Below are 14070 nucleotides of genomic sequence, written 5' to 3'. Positions count from 1 at the left end.
CAGATCGGAGGGCTTGCAGAGCCGTGCGCGCCAAACGCTCACGCTGTTGATCTCGATTATTCAGTGCGCGTCGTATTGACGATCGTGACGCGACAAACAATCAGATTCTTGATTCGAAGCAGGCTTTTTTGCCTATTTGCCGACGAACAGGAAGCCCACCGCCGCCATGATGCAGGCGAAAGCGGCGAGGTGGCGCCACGAGACCGGCTCGCCGAGGACGGTCACCATGAAGATGCCGAACACGACCAGGGCGATCGCTTCCTGCATCACCTTCAGTTGCCCGGCGCTCCAGCCGCTGGCAAAGCCGATGCGGTTGGCCGGGACGGCCAGGCAGTACTCGACGAAGGCGATGCCCCAGCTGATCACGATGACGGTGAGCAGCGGCTTGTGCATGCCGCCCTTCAGGTGCCAGTACCAGGCGATCGTCATGAAGATGTTGGAAGCCGCGAGCAGCAGGAAGGTGGTCATGGATGGAGGTTCAGCCGATCTTCTCGACCGCCTGGCTGGCGACCAGGGGCAGGTAGTCGTGGATAGGGCCGACGCCGGGGATCACGAGATCGGGGTTGACTTCGGCCAGCGGCGCCAGCACGAAGCCGCGCTCGTGCATGCGCGGGTGCGGCACGGTGAGGGTGTCGGTGGCGATCTGCTGGTCGCCGTACAGCAGCAGGTCGAGGTCCAGCGTGCGCGGCGCGTTGCGGTAGGGGCGCTCGCGGCCGTGCGCCTGTTCGATGTCCTGCAGCGCCTTCAGCAGCTCGAAAGGGTCGAAGGCGGTGTCGATGCAGGCCACCGCGTTGATGTAGTCGGGGCCGCTGGAGTCGACCGGCGCGGTGCGGTACAGGCCGGACGTTTCGATGATTGTCGAACCGTCCAGCAGGGCCAGGCGGCGCAGCGCGTCCAGCACGTTGGCCCGGGCGTCGCCCAGGTTGGCGCCGATGCCGACGTAGGCGATCATTCCTCGCCGCCGCCCTGCGGGCTTTGCGCTCCTTCGCCCTCGTTGCGGCGGCGCGGGCCGCGGCGCGGCGCGCGCTTGCGCTTCGCGCTTCCTTCGCCGCGGTCGCGCTGGCTGGCGGCCGCCAGCAGGGCTTCGCGCTCGCCGCCTTCGGCCGCATAGAACGCGGTCCACCATTCGCCGACCTCGCCCGGCAGCTCGCCCGATTCGCAGCGCAGCAGCAGGAAGTCGTAGCCGGCGCGGAAGCGCGGGTGCTCGAGCAGCTTGAACGGAGCCTTGCCTGTGCGGCGCTCGAAGCGCGGCTGCATGGCCCAGATGTCGCGCATGTCGGTGGCGATGCGGCGCTGCAGGGCCAGGTTCTCGGTCTGGGTCCCCAGCACGTCGTCGGCCGCCAGGTGCAGGGCGGGAATCGGTGCTTCGCCGGCGGCGCGGTAGGCATTCCACTTTTCCAGCACCTGGTGCCACAGCAGCGAGGCGAACAGGAAGCCCGGCGAGACGCCCTTGCCGGCCTTGACGCGGCCGTCGGTCGATTCCAGGGCGAGCGTCACGAACTTCATGCCGATCGGCTGTTCCAGGACGACATCCAGCAGCGGCAGCAAGCCGTGGTGCAGGCCGGCCGAGCGCAGCTCCTTCAGGCAGGCCAGCGCGTGGCCCGACAGCAGGAGCTTGAGCATCTCGTCGAACACGCGCGCGGCCGGCACGTTGTCGATCAGGGGCGCCATGACGGGAATCGGGGCGCGCGTGGTCGGCTCGATGGTGAAGCCGAGCTTCGCCGCGAAGCGCACCACGCGCAGCATGCGCACCGGGTCTTCGCGGTAGCGCGCTTCCGGCACGCCGATGATGCGCAGGGTCTTGGCGCGGATGTCCTCGATGCCGCCGTGGTAGTCCAGCACCGTCTGGGTGGCCGGGTCGTAGTACATGGCGTTGATGGTGAAGTCGCGGCGCGCCGCGTCCTCGTGCTGGGGACCGAAGTTGTTGTCGCGCAGGACGCGGCCGTGTTCATCCTTCGGCGCGTTGTCGCTGCCGTTGCCGCGGAAGGTAGTCACTTCCAGCAGGTCCTGGCCGAACATCACGTGCACGATCTGGAAGCGGCGCCCGATGATGAAGGCGCGCCGGAACAGGCGCTTGACCTGCTCGGGCGTGGCGTCGGTGGCGATGTCGAAGTCCTTGGGCTTCACGCCCAGCAGCAGGTCGCGCACGGCGCCGCCGACGACGAAGGCCTTGAAGCCGGCTTCCTGCAGGGTCTGGGTGACCGTGACCGCATTGCGCGACACGTTGCGCGGGTCGATCTTGTGTTCTTCCGGTCCCAGGATGACCGGCTGGGTCTGGTCGCGGCCGTCGTCTTTCACGCCGAGGATCTTGCGGATGAATTTCTTAATCATTGAAGAGATGGATAGTTGGCCAACCCTGCGATTGCGCGTGGGCGGCGAGCTTCGCGCTCGGGTTGGTGGCGACCGGGTGGCTGACGATCGACAGCAGCGGCAGGTCGTTGTGCGAGTCGCTGTAGAAGTGGCAGCGTTCGAAGTCCTCGAAGCGTTTGCCGAGGCGCTCCAGCCAGGCGTGCATGTGGGTGATCTTGCCGGGGCCCGAGGTCGGGGTGCCGAGCAGCCTGCCGGTCAGGTTTCCTGCCGCGTCATACTCCGGCATGGCCCCGATGTGGTGCTCGACGCCGAAGCGCGCCGCGATCGGCGCCGTGATGTGGTGGTTGGTGGCGGTGATGATGGCCACCAGGTCGCCGGCGTCCTGGTGTTGGCGCACCAGCGCCAGCGCCTTCGGCCGGATCGCGGGTTCGATGACTTCCGCCATGTAGCGCGCGTAGATCGCGTCCAGTTCCGGGCGCGGGAAGCGCGCCAGGGTGCCGAGGGCGAACTCGAGGTATTCCACCGGGTCGAGCACGCCGGCATTGTACTGGGCGAAGAATTCGTCGTTACGGCGGCGGAAGGCGGTTTCGTCCACCGCGCCAATGCGGACCAGGAACTCGCCCCATTCGTAATCCGAATCGATCGGCATCAGGGTGTGGTCGAGGTCGAACAGCGCAAGGTTTTTCATTCTTTGGGTTCCGACTGCTGGTTTTCTTGCAGCAACAAATCACGCAGCAGCGGCAGGGTAACGGGACGCTGGGTCTCGAGCGAATACTGGTCGAGGGCGTCCAGCATCGTCGCCAGCGACCGCATGTCGCGCTTGAAGTGAGACAACAAATAGGGTAACACGCTGGCCGACAGCGTCAAACCGCGCGCTTCGGCCGCCTGGGTCAGCGCGGCGATCTTTTCGTCGTCCGACAAGCCCTTGATCTGGTAGATCAGGCCCCAGCCCATGCGCGTACGCAGGTCTTCGCGCACCCCCAGCACCGCCGGCGGCACCGGGCCGGTGCTCACCATGTAGGCGCCGTGCTCGCGGATCTGGTTGAACAGGGCGAAGGCGTCGATCTGGCGCCGGGGCGACAGGCGATCGGTATCGTCCAGCAGGTACAGGGTGACGTCCGGGCTGTGGACGAACTGGTCTGCCGGCGCGTCGAAGGGGATGTAGCGCGAGGCCGGGCTGGCGGCCAGCGCCTGCAGCAGGTGGGTCTTGCCGGCGCCGGTGTCGCCCCACAGGTAGGCGAAATGCTCGCGCGAAGCACGCTGCGCGAACTGGTGCATCAGGTGCGCCAGTTCGGCATTCTCGCCCACCTGGAAGGTGTCGAGGCTGTGCGCCGGTTCGGCGCCTAAATCGAGCACCAGCTGTTTCATCGCTTCGGGCTCAGGAGAATTGGCATGCTTGTTCTTGTTCTCTTGGCGGTTCTGCCAACAAAATCGGCATTCAAATAGGTAACAATGGTATGCAATTGGGCACACATGGCTTGGACACGGGGCCGTTTTGCTAAAATAGCGGATTGACCAAGGTTTGACGGTCTGCCGCCCCCTATTTTACCGCCTCCGCTGCCAAATACCATGAGCCAACCATCTAATGTTTCCCTCTCCTACCGCGACGCCGGTGTCGACATCGACGCAGGCGATGCCCTGGTCGAAGCGATCAAGCCGTTTGCCAAGCGCACCATGCGCGAAGGCGTGCTCGGCGGCATCGGCGGTTTCGGCGGGCTGTTCGAGATCAGCAAGAAGTACAAGGAACCGGTACTGGTGTCGGGTACCGACGGTGTCGGCACCAAGCTCAAGCTCGCTTTTGAGCTGAATCGCCACGACACGGTCGGCATCGACCTGGTCGCGATGAGCGTCAACGACATCCTGGTGCAAGGCGCCGAGCCGCTGTTCTTCCTCGACTACTTCGCCTGCGGCAAGCTGGACGTGGCGACCGCCACCGCCGTGGTCAAGGGCATCGCCGAAGGCTGCGAACAGTCCGGCTGCGCCCTGCTGGGCGGCGAGACCGCCGAGATGCCGGGCATGTACCCGGACGGCGAATACGACCTGGCCGGCTTCGCCGTCGGCGCGGTCGAGAAGTCGCAGATCATCGACGGCAGCAAGATCGTCCCGGGCGACGTGGTGCTGGGCCTGGCCTCGTCGGGCATCCACTCCAACGGCTACTCGCTGGTGCGCAAGATCATTCAAGTGGCCAAGCCTGACCTGGAAGCTGACTTCCACGGCCGCAAGCTGGCCGACGTGCTGATGGCGCCGACCCGCCTGTACGTCAAGCCGCTGCTGGCCCTGATGGGGGCGATGGAAGTGAAGGGCCTGGTGCACATCACCGGCGGCGGCCTGGTCGAGAACATCCCGCGCGTGCTGGCCGAGAACCTGACCGCGGTGCTGGATGCCAAAGCCTGGGAGATGCCGCCGCTGTTCAAGTGGCTGCAGCAGCACGGCGGCGTGGCCGACGCCGAGATGCACCGCGTGTTCAACTGCGGCATCGGCATGACCGTGATCGTCTCGAAGGAAAACGCGGATGCCGCCATGGCGCAGCTGCAGGCGGCCGGCGAGACCGTGTACTGCATCGGCGAGATCCGCGCGCGCGAGGAAGGCCAGGCGCAGACCGTCGTGCAGTAATTCGCCGTCGATTGACGCAGGAACGGGCGCCGCGGCGCCCGTTTTGTTTTTTGGGGACTACTGCGCCGCCTTGTCCCCGATGTGCTTCGCCAGGAATTTCTCGACCCGCGTCCAGAAATCGAAGCGCGTCGCCGGCTGGCTCCAGCCGTGTCCCTCCTCCGGGTAGACGACCCATTCGACCTGCTGGTTGTGCTTCTTCACCGCGTCGCGGAACTTGGTGCCGTGGTAGAGCGGCACGCGCCGGTCCACCGCCCCAGAGGCCATCAGCAGCGGCTGGGTGATGCGCGCCGCCTGTTCGATCGGCGAGGTGGCCTTGAGCTGGGCCGCGTCCTTGACCTGATCGCCGACCAGCAAGGGCATGCCGTGGATGCGCCAGTCGTCCTGCAGGTCGGACTTGAAACTCCAGTGTCCGTCGTAGAGCAGGTTGATGTCGGTGACGCCGAAGTAGTTGACCGCGCACTTGTACAGGTCGGGGTCCTTGACGAGGCCCATCAGGGCCGCGTAGCCGCCGTAGCTGCCGCCCGCGATGCAAATGCGCTGCGGATCGGCATAACCCTGCGCGATCGCCCAGCGCGCGCCGTCGGCGATATCGTCCTGCATCGCCAGGCCCCACTGTTTCCAGCCGGCGCGGTAGTGCGCCTGGCCGTAGCCGCGGCTGCCGCGAAAGTCCGGCTCCAGCACCGCGTAGCCGCGCGAGGCCAGGAACTGGGAGGTCGGGTTCCAGCCCCAGTGGTTGCCGCGCAAATACGGGCCGCCGTGCACCAGCATCACCAGCGGCAGGTTCTTCTTCGCGCCGCCGGCCGGCAGCGTGAGCAGGGCCGGGATCTCGCGGCCGTCGCGCGCCTTGTAGCGCACCGGGTCCTGGCGTCCCATGCGGGCCGGGTCGATGCCGTCGCGGCTCTTGCCGACCAGGACGAAGGCGCCGGTCTTCGCGTTGTAGGCGCGGTAGGTCACCGGGCGCGTGTCCGAATACGAGCGCACCAGCATCCATTGTGCCTCGAGCTGCGAGGGCACGGAGATGGTGTTGACAGTGCTCGGCAGTTGCTTGTCGACGGCTTCCTGGACGGCCTGCATCTCCTTGTCGAACCAGACATTGGCGCGGGCGTCGGTCTCGATCGAGACGCCCAGCACCTTGCCGCGGCGGGTCACCAGGCCGCCGGTGAAGTCGTAGCCGCGGGTGACCACGATTGGCTCCGGACTGAGCTTTCCGCTGGCCAGGTCGTAGGTGTGCAGCGAGGCAGTGTCCTGGCCCGCCTGGGCCAGCACGAACAGTGTGCCGTCAGCGCCGAAGCCGACCGGCGTGAATGCGTCCTTGCTGCCGGCATAGGTGGCGAACTGCGCGATCGTGCGCCAGGTCTCGCCGTCCTTTTCGCGGTAGTAGATGGTGGTCTTGCCGTCCTCGCTATGGGTCGCGAGGCGCGGTTCGCCCGCGTTGTCGAGCAGCCAGCCATCGATGGGGCCCGGGCGCTTGACGGGCCAGGTCTGTCCGGTGCGCGTATCGAGCTGCAGGAGGCCGACGGTGCGCACCTCGCCGAGCTCGTTGAACTCGGGGGTGACGACGTAGGCGCGGTCCGAATCCTGGGCGCCGCGCTGGCGGAGCATGAAGGTGTTCCAGGACAGGATGCGGCGGTTGATGTTGGTGCCGGGCGTCTGGGCCTCGTGGGGGCCGCGACGGTGCGCCAGCTGACGCATGGCCGAGCCGTCGCGGTCGACCGCATACAGGCCACTGGACAGGACCTGGCCGCCGGGGCCGGTCTGCTTGTCGCTGACGTTGAACAGCAGGCGTTGGTCGCTCACCCATTCGAAGTCGAGGATGTCGGCATCCTTGAAGCCGGCAACCATGCGCGGCTTATTGTCCTGCAGGTCGAGTACCACCAGCGCGTCGCGCCGGCCAGGTGCGGCCGAGATCGCGGCCAGGTAGCGTCCGCTCGGCGACAGCGTCGCGTCTTCCAGCTGGGGATTGGAGAAAAAGGCGTCGATCGGCACCGGCGCATTATCAGCCGCGGCTGCGGCCCCCGCCGCAAAGGCAGGACCGGCAAGGGCGGCGCCGATGGCGAGGCCGGGGAGCAGGCGTGCGCACAGGGAGAACAGTGGAAGCATGGACTCTTTCCGAACAGTTATCGGCATGGCTGGCTTTCAAGGCTTGGCCGCACCCGCGCCGATGTGTTTGTCGAGGAAGCGCTCGACCCGACCCCAGAAGTCGATGTTGTTCTTCTCCAGTGCCCAGCCGTGGCCTTCTTCCGGATACTCGACCCATTCGACGTTCTTGTTGGTCTTCATGACCGCGTTGCGGAATTCGGTGCCATGGTTGATCGGCACGCGCCGGTCGACGCCACCGTAGGCCAGCAGCACCGGCTGGGTGATGCGGGCCGCCTGCCGAAGCGGGGAGGTGGCCTGGAACTGGGCCGCGTCCTTGACCGGGTCGCCCACCATTTCCGGCATGCCGTAGGCCTTGTACTCGTCCGAGGTGTCGTTGGTGAAGCTCCAGCCGCCGTTGTACAGCAGGTTGATGTCGGTGACGCCGATCCAGTTGATGCCGCACTTGTACAGGTCCGGATCCTTTACCAGGCCCATCAAGGTGGCGTAGCCGCCGTAGCTGGCGCCGGCGATGCACACGCGCGACCCGTCGGCGATGCCCTGGCCAACCGCCCAGCGCACGCCGTCGGCAATGTCGTCCTGCATCGCCAGTCCCCACTGCTTGAAGCCTGCCTTGAAGTGCTTGATGCCGAAGCCCTTGCTGCCGCGGAATTCCGGTTCCAGCACCGCGTAGCCGCGCGAGGCCAGGAACTGCGTTTCGCTGTTCCAGCCCCAGGATGCCCCGCGCGCATAAGGGCCGCCGTGCACCATCACCACCATCGGCAGGTTCTTCTTTGCGCCCCCCGAAGGCAGGGTGAGCAGGGCCGGGATCTCGAGGCCGTCGCGTGCCTTGTAGCGCACGAACTGCTGGCGACCCATCTGCGCCGGCTTGATGTCCGGCCTGCTGTCGGCGACCTTGTTCAGCTGTTTGGTCTGCACGTTGTACAGCGAGTAGGTGCCGGGGATGGCATCCGAGTACGAGCTCACCAGGACCCAGGGCGTTTCGCCGCGCGCCGGCACGCTGATCATGTTGATGGTGGCGGGCAGCAGCTTGTCCAGCTCGGCCTGCACCGCCTTCATGCCGGGATCGAACCATTCGTTCGATACCGCATCGGTGCGGAAGCTGATGCCCAGCACCTTGTCGCGGTTCACGATCAGGCCACCGTCGAAGTCGAAACCGGCGGTCATCACGAGCGGTCGCGGGTCGATCTTGCCGCTGACGATGTCGAAAATGTGGACAGCCGTCGTTTCGCGTCCGCCGCTGCGTGCCAGCACGTACAGGTTGCCTTCCGGGGTGAAGCCGAGCGGCTGCAGCGCCTTGCTGCCGTCGCCGAAGGCGGGATAGCTGGCCAGCACGCGCCAGGCACCGCTCTCCGGGTCGCGGTAGTGCAGGGTAATGGTGTCCTGCTCGAAACCCGTTGCCAGGCGCGGCTCGCCCTTGTGGTCGAGCATCCAGCCCTGCACATTGCCCGGCCGCGGTACGGTCTGGGTGAAGCCGGTCAGGGTGTTCAGGCGCAGCAGGTCGACGCTGCGCACGTCGCCGGTGGTGTCGAAGATCGGGCTGGTGACGTACACGTAGTCGGAGTCGCGCGTGCCGGCCTGGGCCAGCAGGTAGGTATGCCAGGGCAGGACCTTGCGGGTGGCCCGGGAGCCGTGTCCGCTGCCCCAGCCGGTGCGGTCGGCCAGCTCGACGAACTTCTGGCCGTCGCGGTTGATCGCATACAGGCCGGGCGCGTAGCGCTTGTTGCCGAGGCCGACGTTCTTTTCCTGGGTGGTGAAGACCAGGCGTTCGTTGTTGATCCAGCGGATGTGGCCGACGTCCGCATCGTCGTACGAGGCGATGACCTTGGCACTGTTGTTCGACAGGTCGACGATGGCCAGGGAGTCGCGCTTGCCTGGCGCACCCAGGCGCACGGCCAGGAAGTGGGCGTCCGGCGACAGCACGGCGCCGCCGAATGGGGAATTGCCGAAGAAGCTGGCGATGGACGGCAGCGCAGCCGGGACCGGCGCCTGCGCATCGGCATGGACCGGCAGGGTGCAGGCGAGTGCGACGGCGGAGGCGAGCGCAGCGCAGCGCAGGGAGCGGAGTAACGAAGTGTGCATGGATCTCTGTTCGGTTGTCGTCTTGGACGCGGGACGCTTTCCCGCAGCCGCTCGACAATAACAGTCTTGCCATCGGAAAAACACCCGCAATACCGATGTCATGCATACGGCATGCCTGCCGTGGCGCATACGCCTCAGGGCTTGCCCGCCGTCTCTTCCTCGGGCGCCCGGATGTAATCCACCATGCCCAGGCTCGCATGGCTCGGCGGTGCGCTCAGCAGGCTGCCGATCACCGTGGCCAGCAGTCCCGCCGGCACCCCGAACACGCCGGCCGCCAGCGGCTGGATGCCTAGCCAGGACTGGTCCAGGCTGCCGCCCAGGGTGGGGCTGGCGCGCAGCATGTACCACAGGCAGACCAGGAAGCCGGTGACCATGCCCGCCATCGCTCCCATGTGGTTGGCGCGCTTCCAGAACACACCCAGCACCAGCACCGGGAAAAGAGTCGAACCGGCGAGCGAGAACGCCGCGCCGACCAGGGAGAGGATGTCGGCGGGCTTCTGCGAGGCGGTATAGGCCGCGATGAAGGCGACCGCCAGCAGCAGCAGCTTGGAGATCGTCACCCGCTTCTGGGTCGAGGCGCCCGGATCGACCATCTTGTAGTACACGTCGTGCGACAGCGCGTTGGAAATCGCCAGCAGCAGGCCGTCGGCCGTGGACAGCGCCGCGGCCAGGCCGCCGGCCGCCACCAGGCCCGAGATCACGTAGGGCAGGCCGCCGATCTCGGGCGTCGCCAGCACCAGCACGTCGGCGTCGATCGCGATCTCGGCCAGCTGCACCACGCCGTCGCGGTTGACGTCGGCGATGCTGAGCAGGGGGCTGACCTTGTCCACGCTGGCCCAGTACGAGACCCAGGTCGGCAGCGACGAGAAATCGCTGCCCACCAGCGCGGTGTAGATGTCGTACTTGGCCAGCACCGCCAGCGCCGGGATGGTCAGGTAGATCAGCAGGATGAAGAACAGGGTCCAGAACACCGACACCCGGGTTTCGTTCACCGAGGGCGTGGTGTAGGCGCGCATCAGGATGTGGGGCAGGGCGGCGGTGCCGAACATCAGGCAGAACACCACGGCCAGGAAGTTGTTGCGGCGCTTGTCCGATTCCTCTTCGGTGGCGCCGGGGAAGGGCACCGTGTGCGGCACCGGCGGGCGGGCGCGCGCCAGGTTGGCGTCGCGCTGCTCGAGCCACAGGGCGCGCGCCTCGTCGGCCGAACCGGGATAGGTGTTCATGGCGCGCTCGGCCTGGCGCACCTCGACCAGCGAGGCATTGCTGGCGCGTACCGAGGCCAGGTTGCGCTGCGCTTCCAGCTGGCCCGTCTCCCACGAGGCCGGCAGGGCGGCCAGGCGCACCGCGTATTCGTCGGCACGGCGCCGGAACTCGGCCCGCACCTGTTCCTCGCGCGGATCCTTCTCCAGCTGCTGCTCGCGCGCCGCCAGCTTCTGTAACAGCGAGCCGTAGGCCACCTGGGGGATGGGGTTGTCGGCATGCTTGGCCGCCAGCCAGATGCTCGGGATCAAAAAAGCGACCAGCAGGATGATGTACTGCGCCACCTGGGTCCAGGTGATGCCGCGCATCCCGCCCAGGAACGAGCAGACCAGGATCGAGGCCAGGCCCAGGAAGATCCCGACCGAGAAATCGACGCCGGTGAAGCGCGAGGCGATCAGGCCAACCGCGTAGATCTGGGCCACCACGTAGGTGAACGAGACCAGGATGGTGGCGGCCACCGCCAGCGCCCGCACCGGCCCGCCGCGCCCGCCGGCGCCGCCGCCGTAGCGCACCGCCAGGAAATCGGGGATGGTGTATTGCCCGAACTTGCGCAGGTAGGGCGCGATGAGCAGGGCCACCAGCACGAAGCCGCCGGTCCAGCCCATGATGTAGGCCAGCCCGTCGAAGCCGTACAGGTACAGGCCGCCGGCCAGGCTGATGAAGCTGGCCGCCGAGATCCAGTCGGCCGCCGTGGCCATGCCGTTGAACAGGGCCGGCACCCGCCGCCCGGCCACGTAGTATTCGGTGACGTTCGAGGTGCGCGCCACCACGCCGATGGTGGCGTACAGGACGATGGTCGCGAACATGAAGATGTAGCCGATCCACAGGCGCGGCATGCCTTCCTGCTCGAGCAGGGCCAGCGCCAGCAGGAACAGGGCGAAGCAGGCGGTATACCAGAGGTAGTAGCGCGACAGCTTGCGGAAGTAGGGCGGCTTGTTCGCGCTCATGCGCTCTCCCGCGCGGCGTCCGGGTACAGGCGGTCGAGCCGGCGCATGCGCCAGGCGTAGAACACGATCACGGCGAGCGACACCAGCGACGCTCCTTGAGCCGCCATGTAGAAGGACATGGGCCAGCCGAACAGGGTGAAGCGCGACAGCTCGCGCGCGAAGAACACGGTGCAAAAGCCGGTGCACAGCCACACCACCAGCAGCGCCGCGGTCAGCCGGCGTGTCGCCTGCCAGTGCGCGGCGCGGGCGGCGGCCAGGCGCGCGTGCGGATCGCTCGGCGTAGGCGGGGAATCAGTCGGCATCGATGGGTTCATGGACAGGAGGCGGGAAGGTCAGGCGGAACAGGCTGCCGGGATACTTGGACGAGTGGCTGCGCGGGTTGTTGAAGATGTCGATCTCGGCGCCGTGCTGCTGCGCGATCTCGCGCACGATCGCCAGCCCCAGGCCGCTGCCCTGCACGTTGCTGCCGAGGATACGGTAGAAGCGTTCGAACACGTTGGCGCGCTCGCTCGGCGCGATGCCGGGACCGGTGTCCTCGACCTCGAGCAGGGCGTGTTCTCCGTCGCGGCGCACGCGCACCGTCACGCTGCCCCCCTGCGGGGTGTAGCGCAACGCGTTGTCGATCAGGTTCGACAGCAGTTCGCGCAGCATCAGCGCGTTGCCGGCGATATGCAGGGTTTCGTGCGCGGGCGCATCGGGAGATTCGTAGCCGAGGTCGATGCCATGCGCGAACGAGGCCTGCACCCAGTCCTGCACGGTGGCGCGGGCCAACTGGGCCAGGTCGATTTCCTCGAAAGCGAGGCCGGCATGCGGCTGGTTCTCGGCGCGGGCGAGGGCCAGCAGCTGGTTGACCAAGCGCGTGGCCGATTCCGAGCTCTTGGCCAGCTGCTCGAGCGAGCGGTGGATCTCGCCCGGGTCGACCTGGCGCAATGCGAGCTCGGACTGCATGCGCATGCCGGCCAGCGGGGTCTTCATCTGGTGCGCGGCGTCGGCGATGAAGCGCTTCTGCATCTCGACGGTCTGGGCCAGGCGCTCGAGCATGTCGTTGAAGGAGCCGACCAGCGGCGAGATCTCTTCCGGCACCTGGCGCGGGTCGATCGGCGACAGGTCGTCCTGCGGGCGCGCGCGGATGCGCTCCTGCAGCTCGGCCAGCGGGGACAGGCCGCGCGACAGCGCGAACCAGACCAGCGCCAGGATCACCGGCAGGATGATGAACTGGGGCAGGATCACGCCCTTGATGATCTCGTTGGCCAGGTGGGCGCGCTTGTCGAGGGTTTCGGCGACCTGCACCAGGGCCAGGCTGGGGGGCGTGCCCGCCGGACGGGCGCGCAGCGGATCGAGGTTGACCCAGGAGTAGGCGACGCGTACCGGCGTGCCGTGGATGTTGTCATTGCGGAAGAGCACGGCGCCGCCATGGGCGCCTTCCTCGAGCATGCCCTTGCGCGGGCGCGGCAGGTCGCGGTCGCCGTCGAGGTGGGCGCCGTCCGGCCCGCTGATCTGGAAGTAGACGCTGTCGACGTCGTCGGCGCGCAGCACGTCGGTCGCGCTGCCGGGCAGCTGCACCTCGGGCCGGCCGGCCACCGTGCGGATCTGCTGCGACAGCACGGTGACGCGGTCTTCCAGCGCGTCGTCGAAAGGCTGGTTGGCGATCGACTTGGCCACCAGGTAGGTGATCGCGATGCTCATCGGCCACAACAGCAGCAGCGGGGCCAGCATCCAGTCGAGGATCTCGCCGAACAGCGAATGGCGGATGTTCTCGTCGGGCTCGGGATTGGGTGGGATCCAGGGCTGGTACTGGCCCGCCTGGAAGGGCGCGAACGGGTCCTGCCCCGCGCTTGGCGGCTTGTCGGCAAGGCCGCGTTCGTGCTCGTTCACTTGTTCTCTTGGACCGGGGCGCGCGGGGCGTCTGAGTATTTCTCGAGGCAGTAGCCAAGGCCGCGCACGGTGGCGATGCGCACGCCGCCGACCTCGATTTTCTTGCGCAGGCGGTGCACGTAGACCTCGATGGCGTTGTTCGAGACTTCCTCGCCCCATTCGCACAGGTGGTCGACCAGCTGCTCCTTGGAGACCAGGCGCCCGGTGCGCGCCAGCAGCACTTCCAGCAGGCCGAGCTCGCGCGCCGACAGGTCGAGCATCTGGTCGTTGATGTAGGCGCTGCGGCCGACCTGGTCGTACACCAGCGGGCCGTGGCGCACCACGGCGGGGCCGCCGCCGGCGCCGCGGCGGGGGAGGGCGCGCACCCGCGCCTCCAGCTCGGACAGGGCGAAAGGCTTGGCCATGTAGTCGTCGGCGCCGAGGTCGAGACCCTCGACGCGCTGCTCGACCGAGTCGGCGGCGGTGAGGATCAGCACCGGCAGCAGCGAGGAACGCGCGCGCAGGCGGCGCAGCACTTCCAGGCCGGACAGCTTGGGCAGGCCGAGGTCGAGGATCAGGAGGTCGAACTCCTGGGTGGACAATGCCGTATCGGCATCCTGGCCGTTCTTGACGCAATCGATGGCATAGCCGGACTGGCGCAGGGAACGCGTTAGCCCATCGGCAAGTACGCTATCATCTTCGGCGAGCAGAATTCGCATGGGGCTACCTCAGTATTCGTTAGACCTTTGACAGGCCCTATTGTGTTTGATTTATCGCAACAATGCGAGTCTTACGGATAACAACACGGCGACTTTTTTCGCTTGCCTAAACCACTGGATTTATATACAGTAGTGGCTTGATTTCGCTTGTTCAAACCACTGAGTTTTTATACAGTAGTGACCTTGAT

At 66.9% G+C, this 14070-nt stretch carries 12 protein-coding genes; 1 reads left to right on the top strand and 11 read right to left on the bottom strand.

What is annotated here, in order from left to right:
* Positions 1-132: 132 nt before the first annotated feature.
* From FG94_RS15220 to hda, 5 genes are read right to left on the bottom strand one after another with little or no spacing between them, the layout of a single operon-like run.
* Entirely contained in the window at positions 133-468 is a 336-nt protein-coding gene (locus tag FG94_RS15220) for a DMT family protein (protein ID WP_036213250.1), read from the bottom strand.
* A 10-nt stretch (positions 469-478) separates the two neighbouring features.
* On the bottom strand, positions 479-952 hold the full coding sequence (gene folK, locus FG94_RS15215; protein ID WP_036213248.1) for a 2-amino-4-hydroxy-6-hydroxymethyldihydropteridine diphosphokinase: 474 nt from the start codon (positions 950-952) through the stop codon (positions 479-481).
* On the bottom strand, positions 949-2331 hold the full coding sequence (gene pcnB, locus FG94_RS15210; RefSeq protein ID WP_036213247.1) for a polynucleotide adenylyltransferase PcnB: 1383 nt from the start codon (positions 2329-2331) through the stop codon (positions 949-951). Before pcnB ends, folK begins: the two co-directional genes overlap by 4 nt.
* Complete coding sequence (locus FG94_RS15205) at positions 2324-2998, bottom strand: HAD family phosphatase (protein ID WP_036213244.1); 675 nt, start codon at positions 2996-2998, stop codon at positions 2324-2326. Before FG94_RS15205 ends, pcnB begins: the two co-directional genes overlap by 8 nt.
* Complete coding sequence (gene hda, locus FG94_RS15200; protein WP_036213241.1) at positions 2995-3678, bottom strand: DnaA regulatory inactivator Hda; 684 nt, start codon at positions 3676-3678, stop codon at positions 2995-2997. Before hda ends, FG94_RS15205 begins: the two co-directional genes overlap by 4 nt.
* Positions 3679-3879: 201 nt before the next feature.
* Between hda and purM the strand changes: the two genes are divergently transcribed.
* Positions 3880-4923 (top strand): phosphoribosylformylglycinamidine cyclo-ligase, encoded by a 1044-nt coding sequence (gene purM / locus FG94_RS15195; protein WP_036213238.1) that lies wholly within the window; start codon positions 3880-3882, stop codon positions 4921-4923.
* Positions 4924-4980: 57 nt separating this feature from the next.
* On the opposite strand, the gene FG94_RS15190 is transcribed toward purM, so the two are convergent.
* The 6 genes from FG94_RS15190 to FG94_RS15165 all read right to left on the bottom strand — a co-directional run bounded on the left by FG94_RS15190 (position 4981) and on the right by FG94_RS15165 (position 13882).
* Positions 4981-7023 (bottom strand): prolyl oligopeptidase family serine peptidase, encoded by a 2043-nt coding sequence (locus tag FG94_RS15190; RefSeq protein WP_051996752.1) that lies wholly within the window; start codon positions 7021-7023, stop codon positions 4981-4983.
* A gap of 36 nt (positions 7024-7059) precedes the next feature.
* Entirely contained in the window at positions 7060-9102 is a 2043-nt protein-coding gene (locus FG94_RS15185) for a S9 family peptidase (RefSeq protein WP_036213235.1), read from the bottom strand.
* A gap of 134 nt (positions 9103-9236) precedes the next feature.
* A complete protein-coding gene (locus FG94_RS15180; protein ID WP_036213232.1) occupies positions 9237-11309 on the bottom strand; it encodes a sodium:solute symporter family protein in 2073 nt (690 codons plus the stop codon).
* Positions 11306-11611 carry a DUF4212 domain-containing protein gene (locus FG94_RS15175; RefSeq protein ID WP_051996750.1) on the bottom strand — a complete coding sequence of 102 codons (306 nt, stop codon included), beginning with the start codon at positions 11609-11611 and terminating at the stop codon, positions 11306-11308. Before FG94_RS15175 ends, FG94_RS15180 begins: the two co-directional genes overlap by 4 nt.
* Positions 11601-13184 carry a sensor histidine kinase gene (locus FG94_RS15170; RefSeq protein ID WP_036213229.1) on the bottom strand — a complete coding sequence of 528 codons (1584 nt, stop codon included), beginning with the start codon at positions 13182-13184 and terminating at the stop codon, positions 11601-11603. The genes FG94_RS15175 and FG94_RS15170 overlap by 11 nt, the downstream gene beginning before the upstream one ends.
* On the bottom strand, positions 13181-13882 hold the full coding sequence (locus FG94_RS15165) for a response regulator transcription factor (RefSeq protein WP_036213226.1): 702 nt from the start codon (positions 13880-13882) through the stop codon (positions 13181-13183). Before FG94_RS15165 ends, FG94_RS15170 begins: the two co-directional genes overlap by 4 nt.
* Positions 13883-14070 lie beyond the last annotated feature (188 nt).

The organism is Massilia sp. LC238 (assembly GCF_000735635.1).
In the GTDB taxonomy this organism is placed as follows: Bacteria; Pseudomonadota; Gammaproteobacteria; order Burkholderiales; family Burkholderiaceae_D; genus Telluria; species Telluria varians.
The sequence above is the reverse complement of the archived record's forward strand: the minus strand, read 5'-3'. Positions and strand labels throughout refer to the sequence as shown.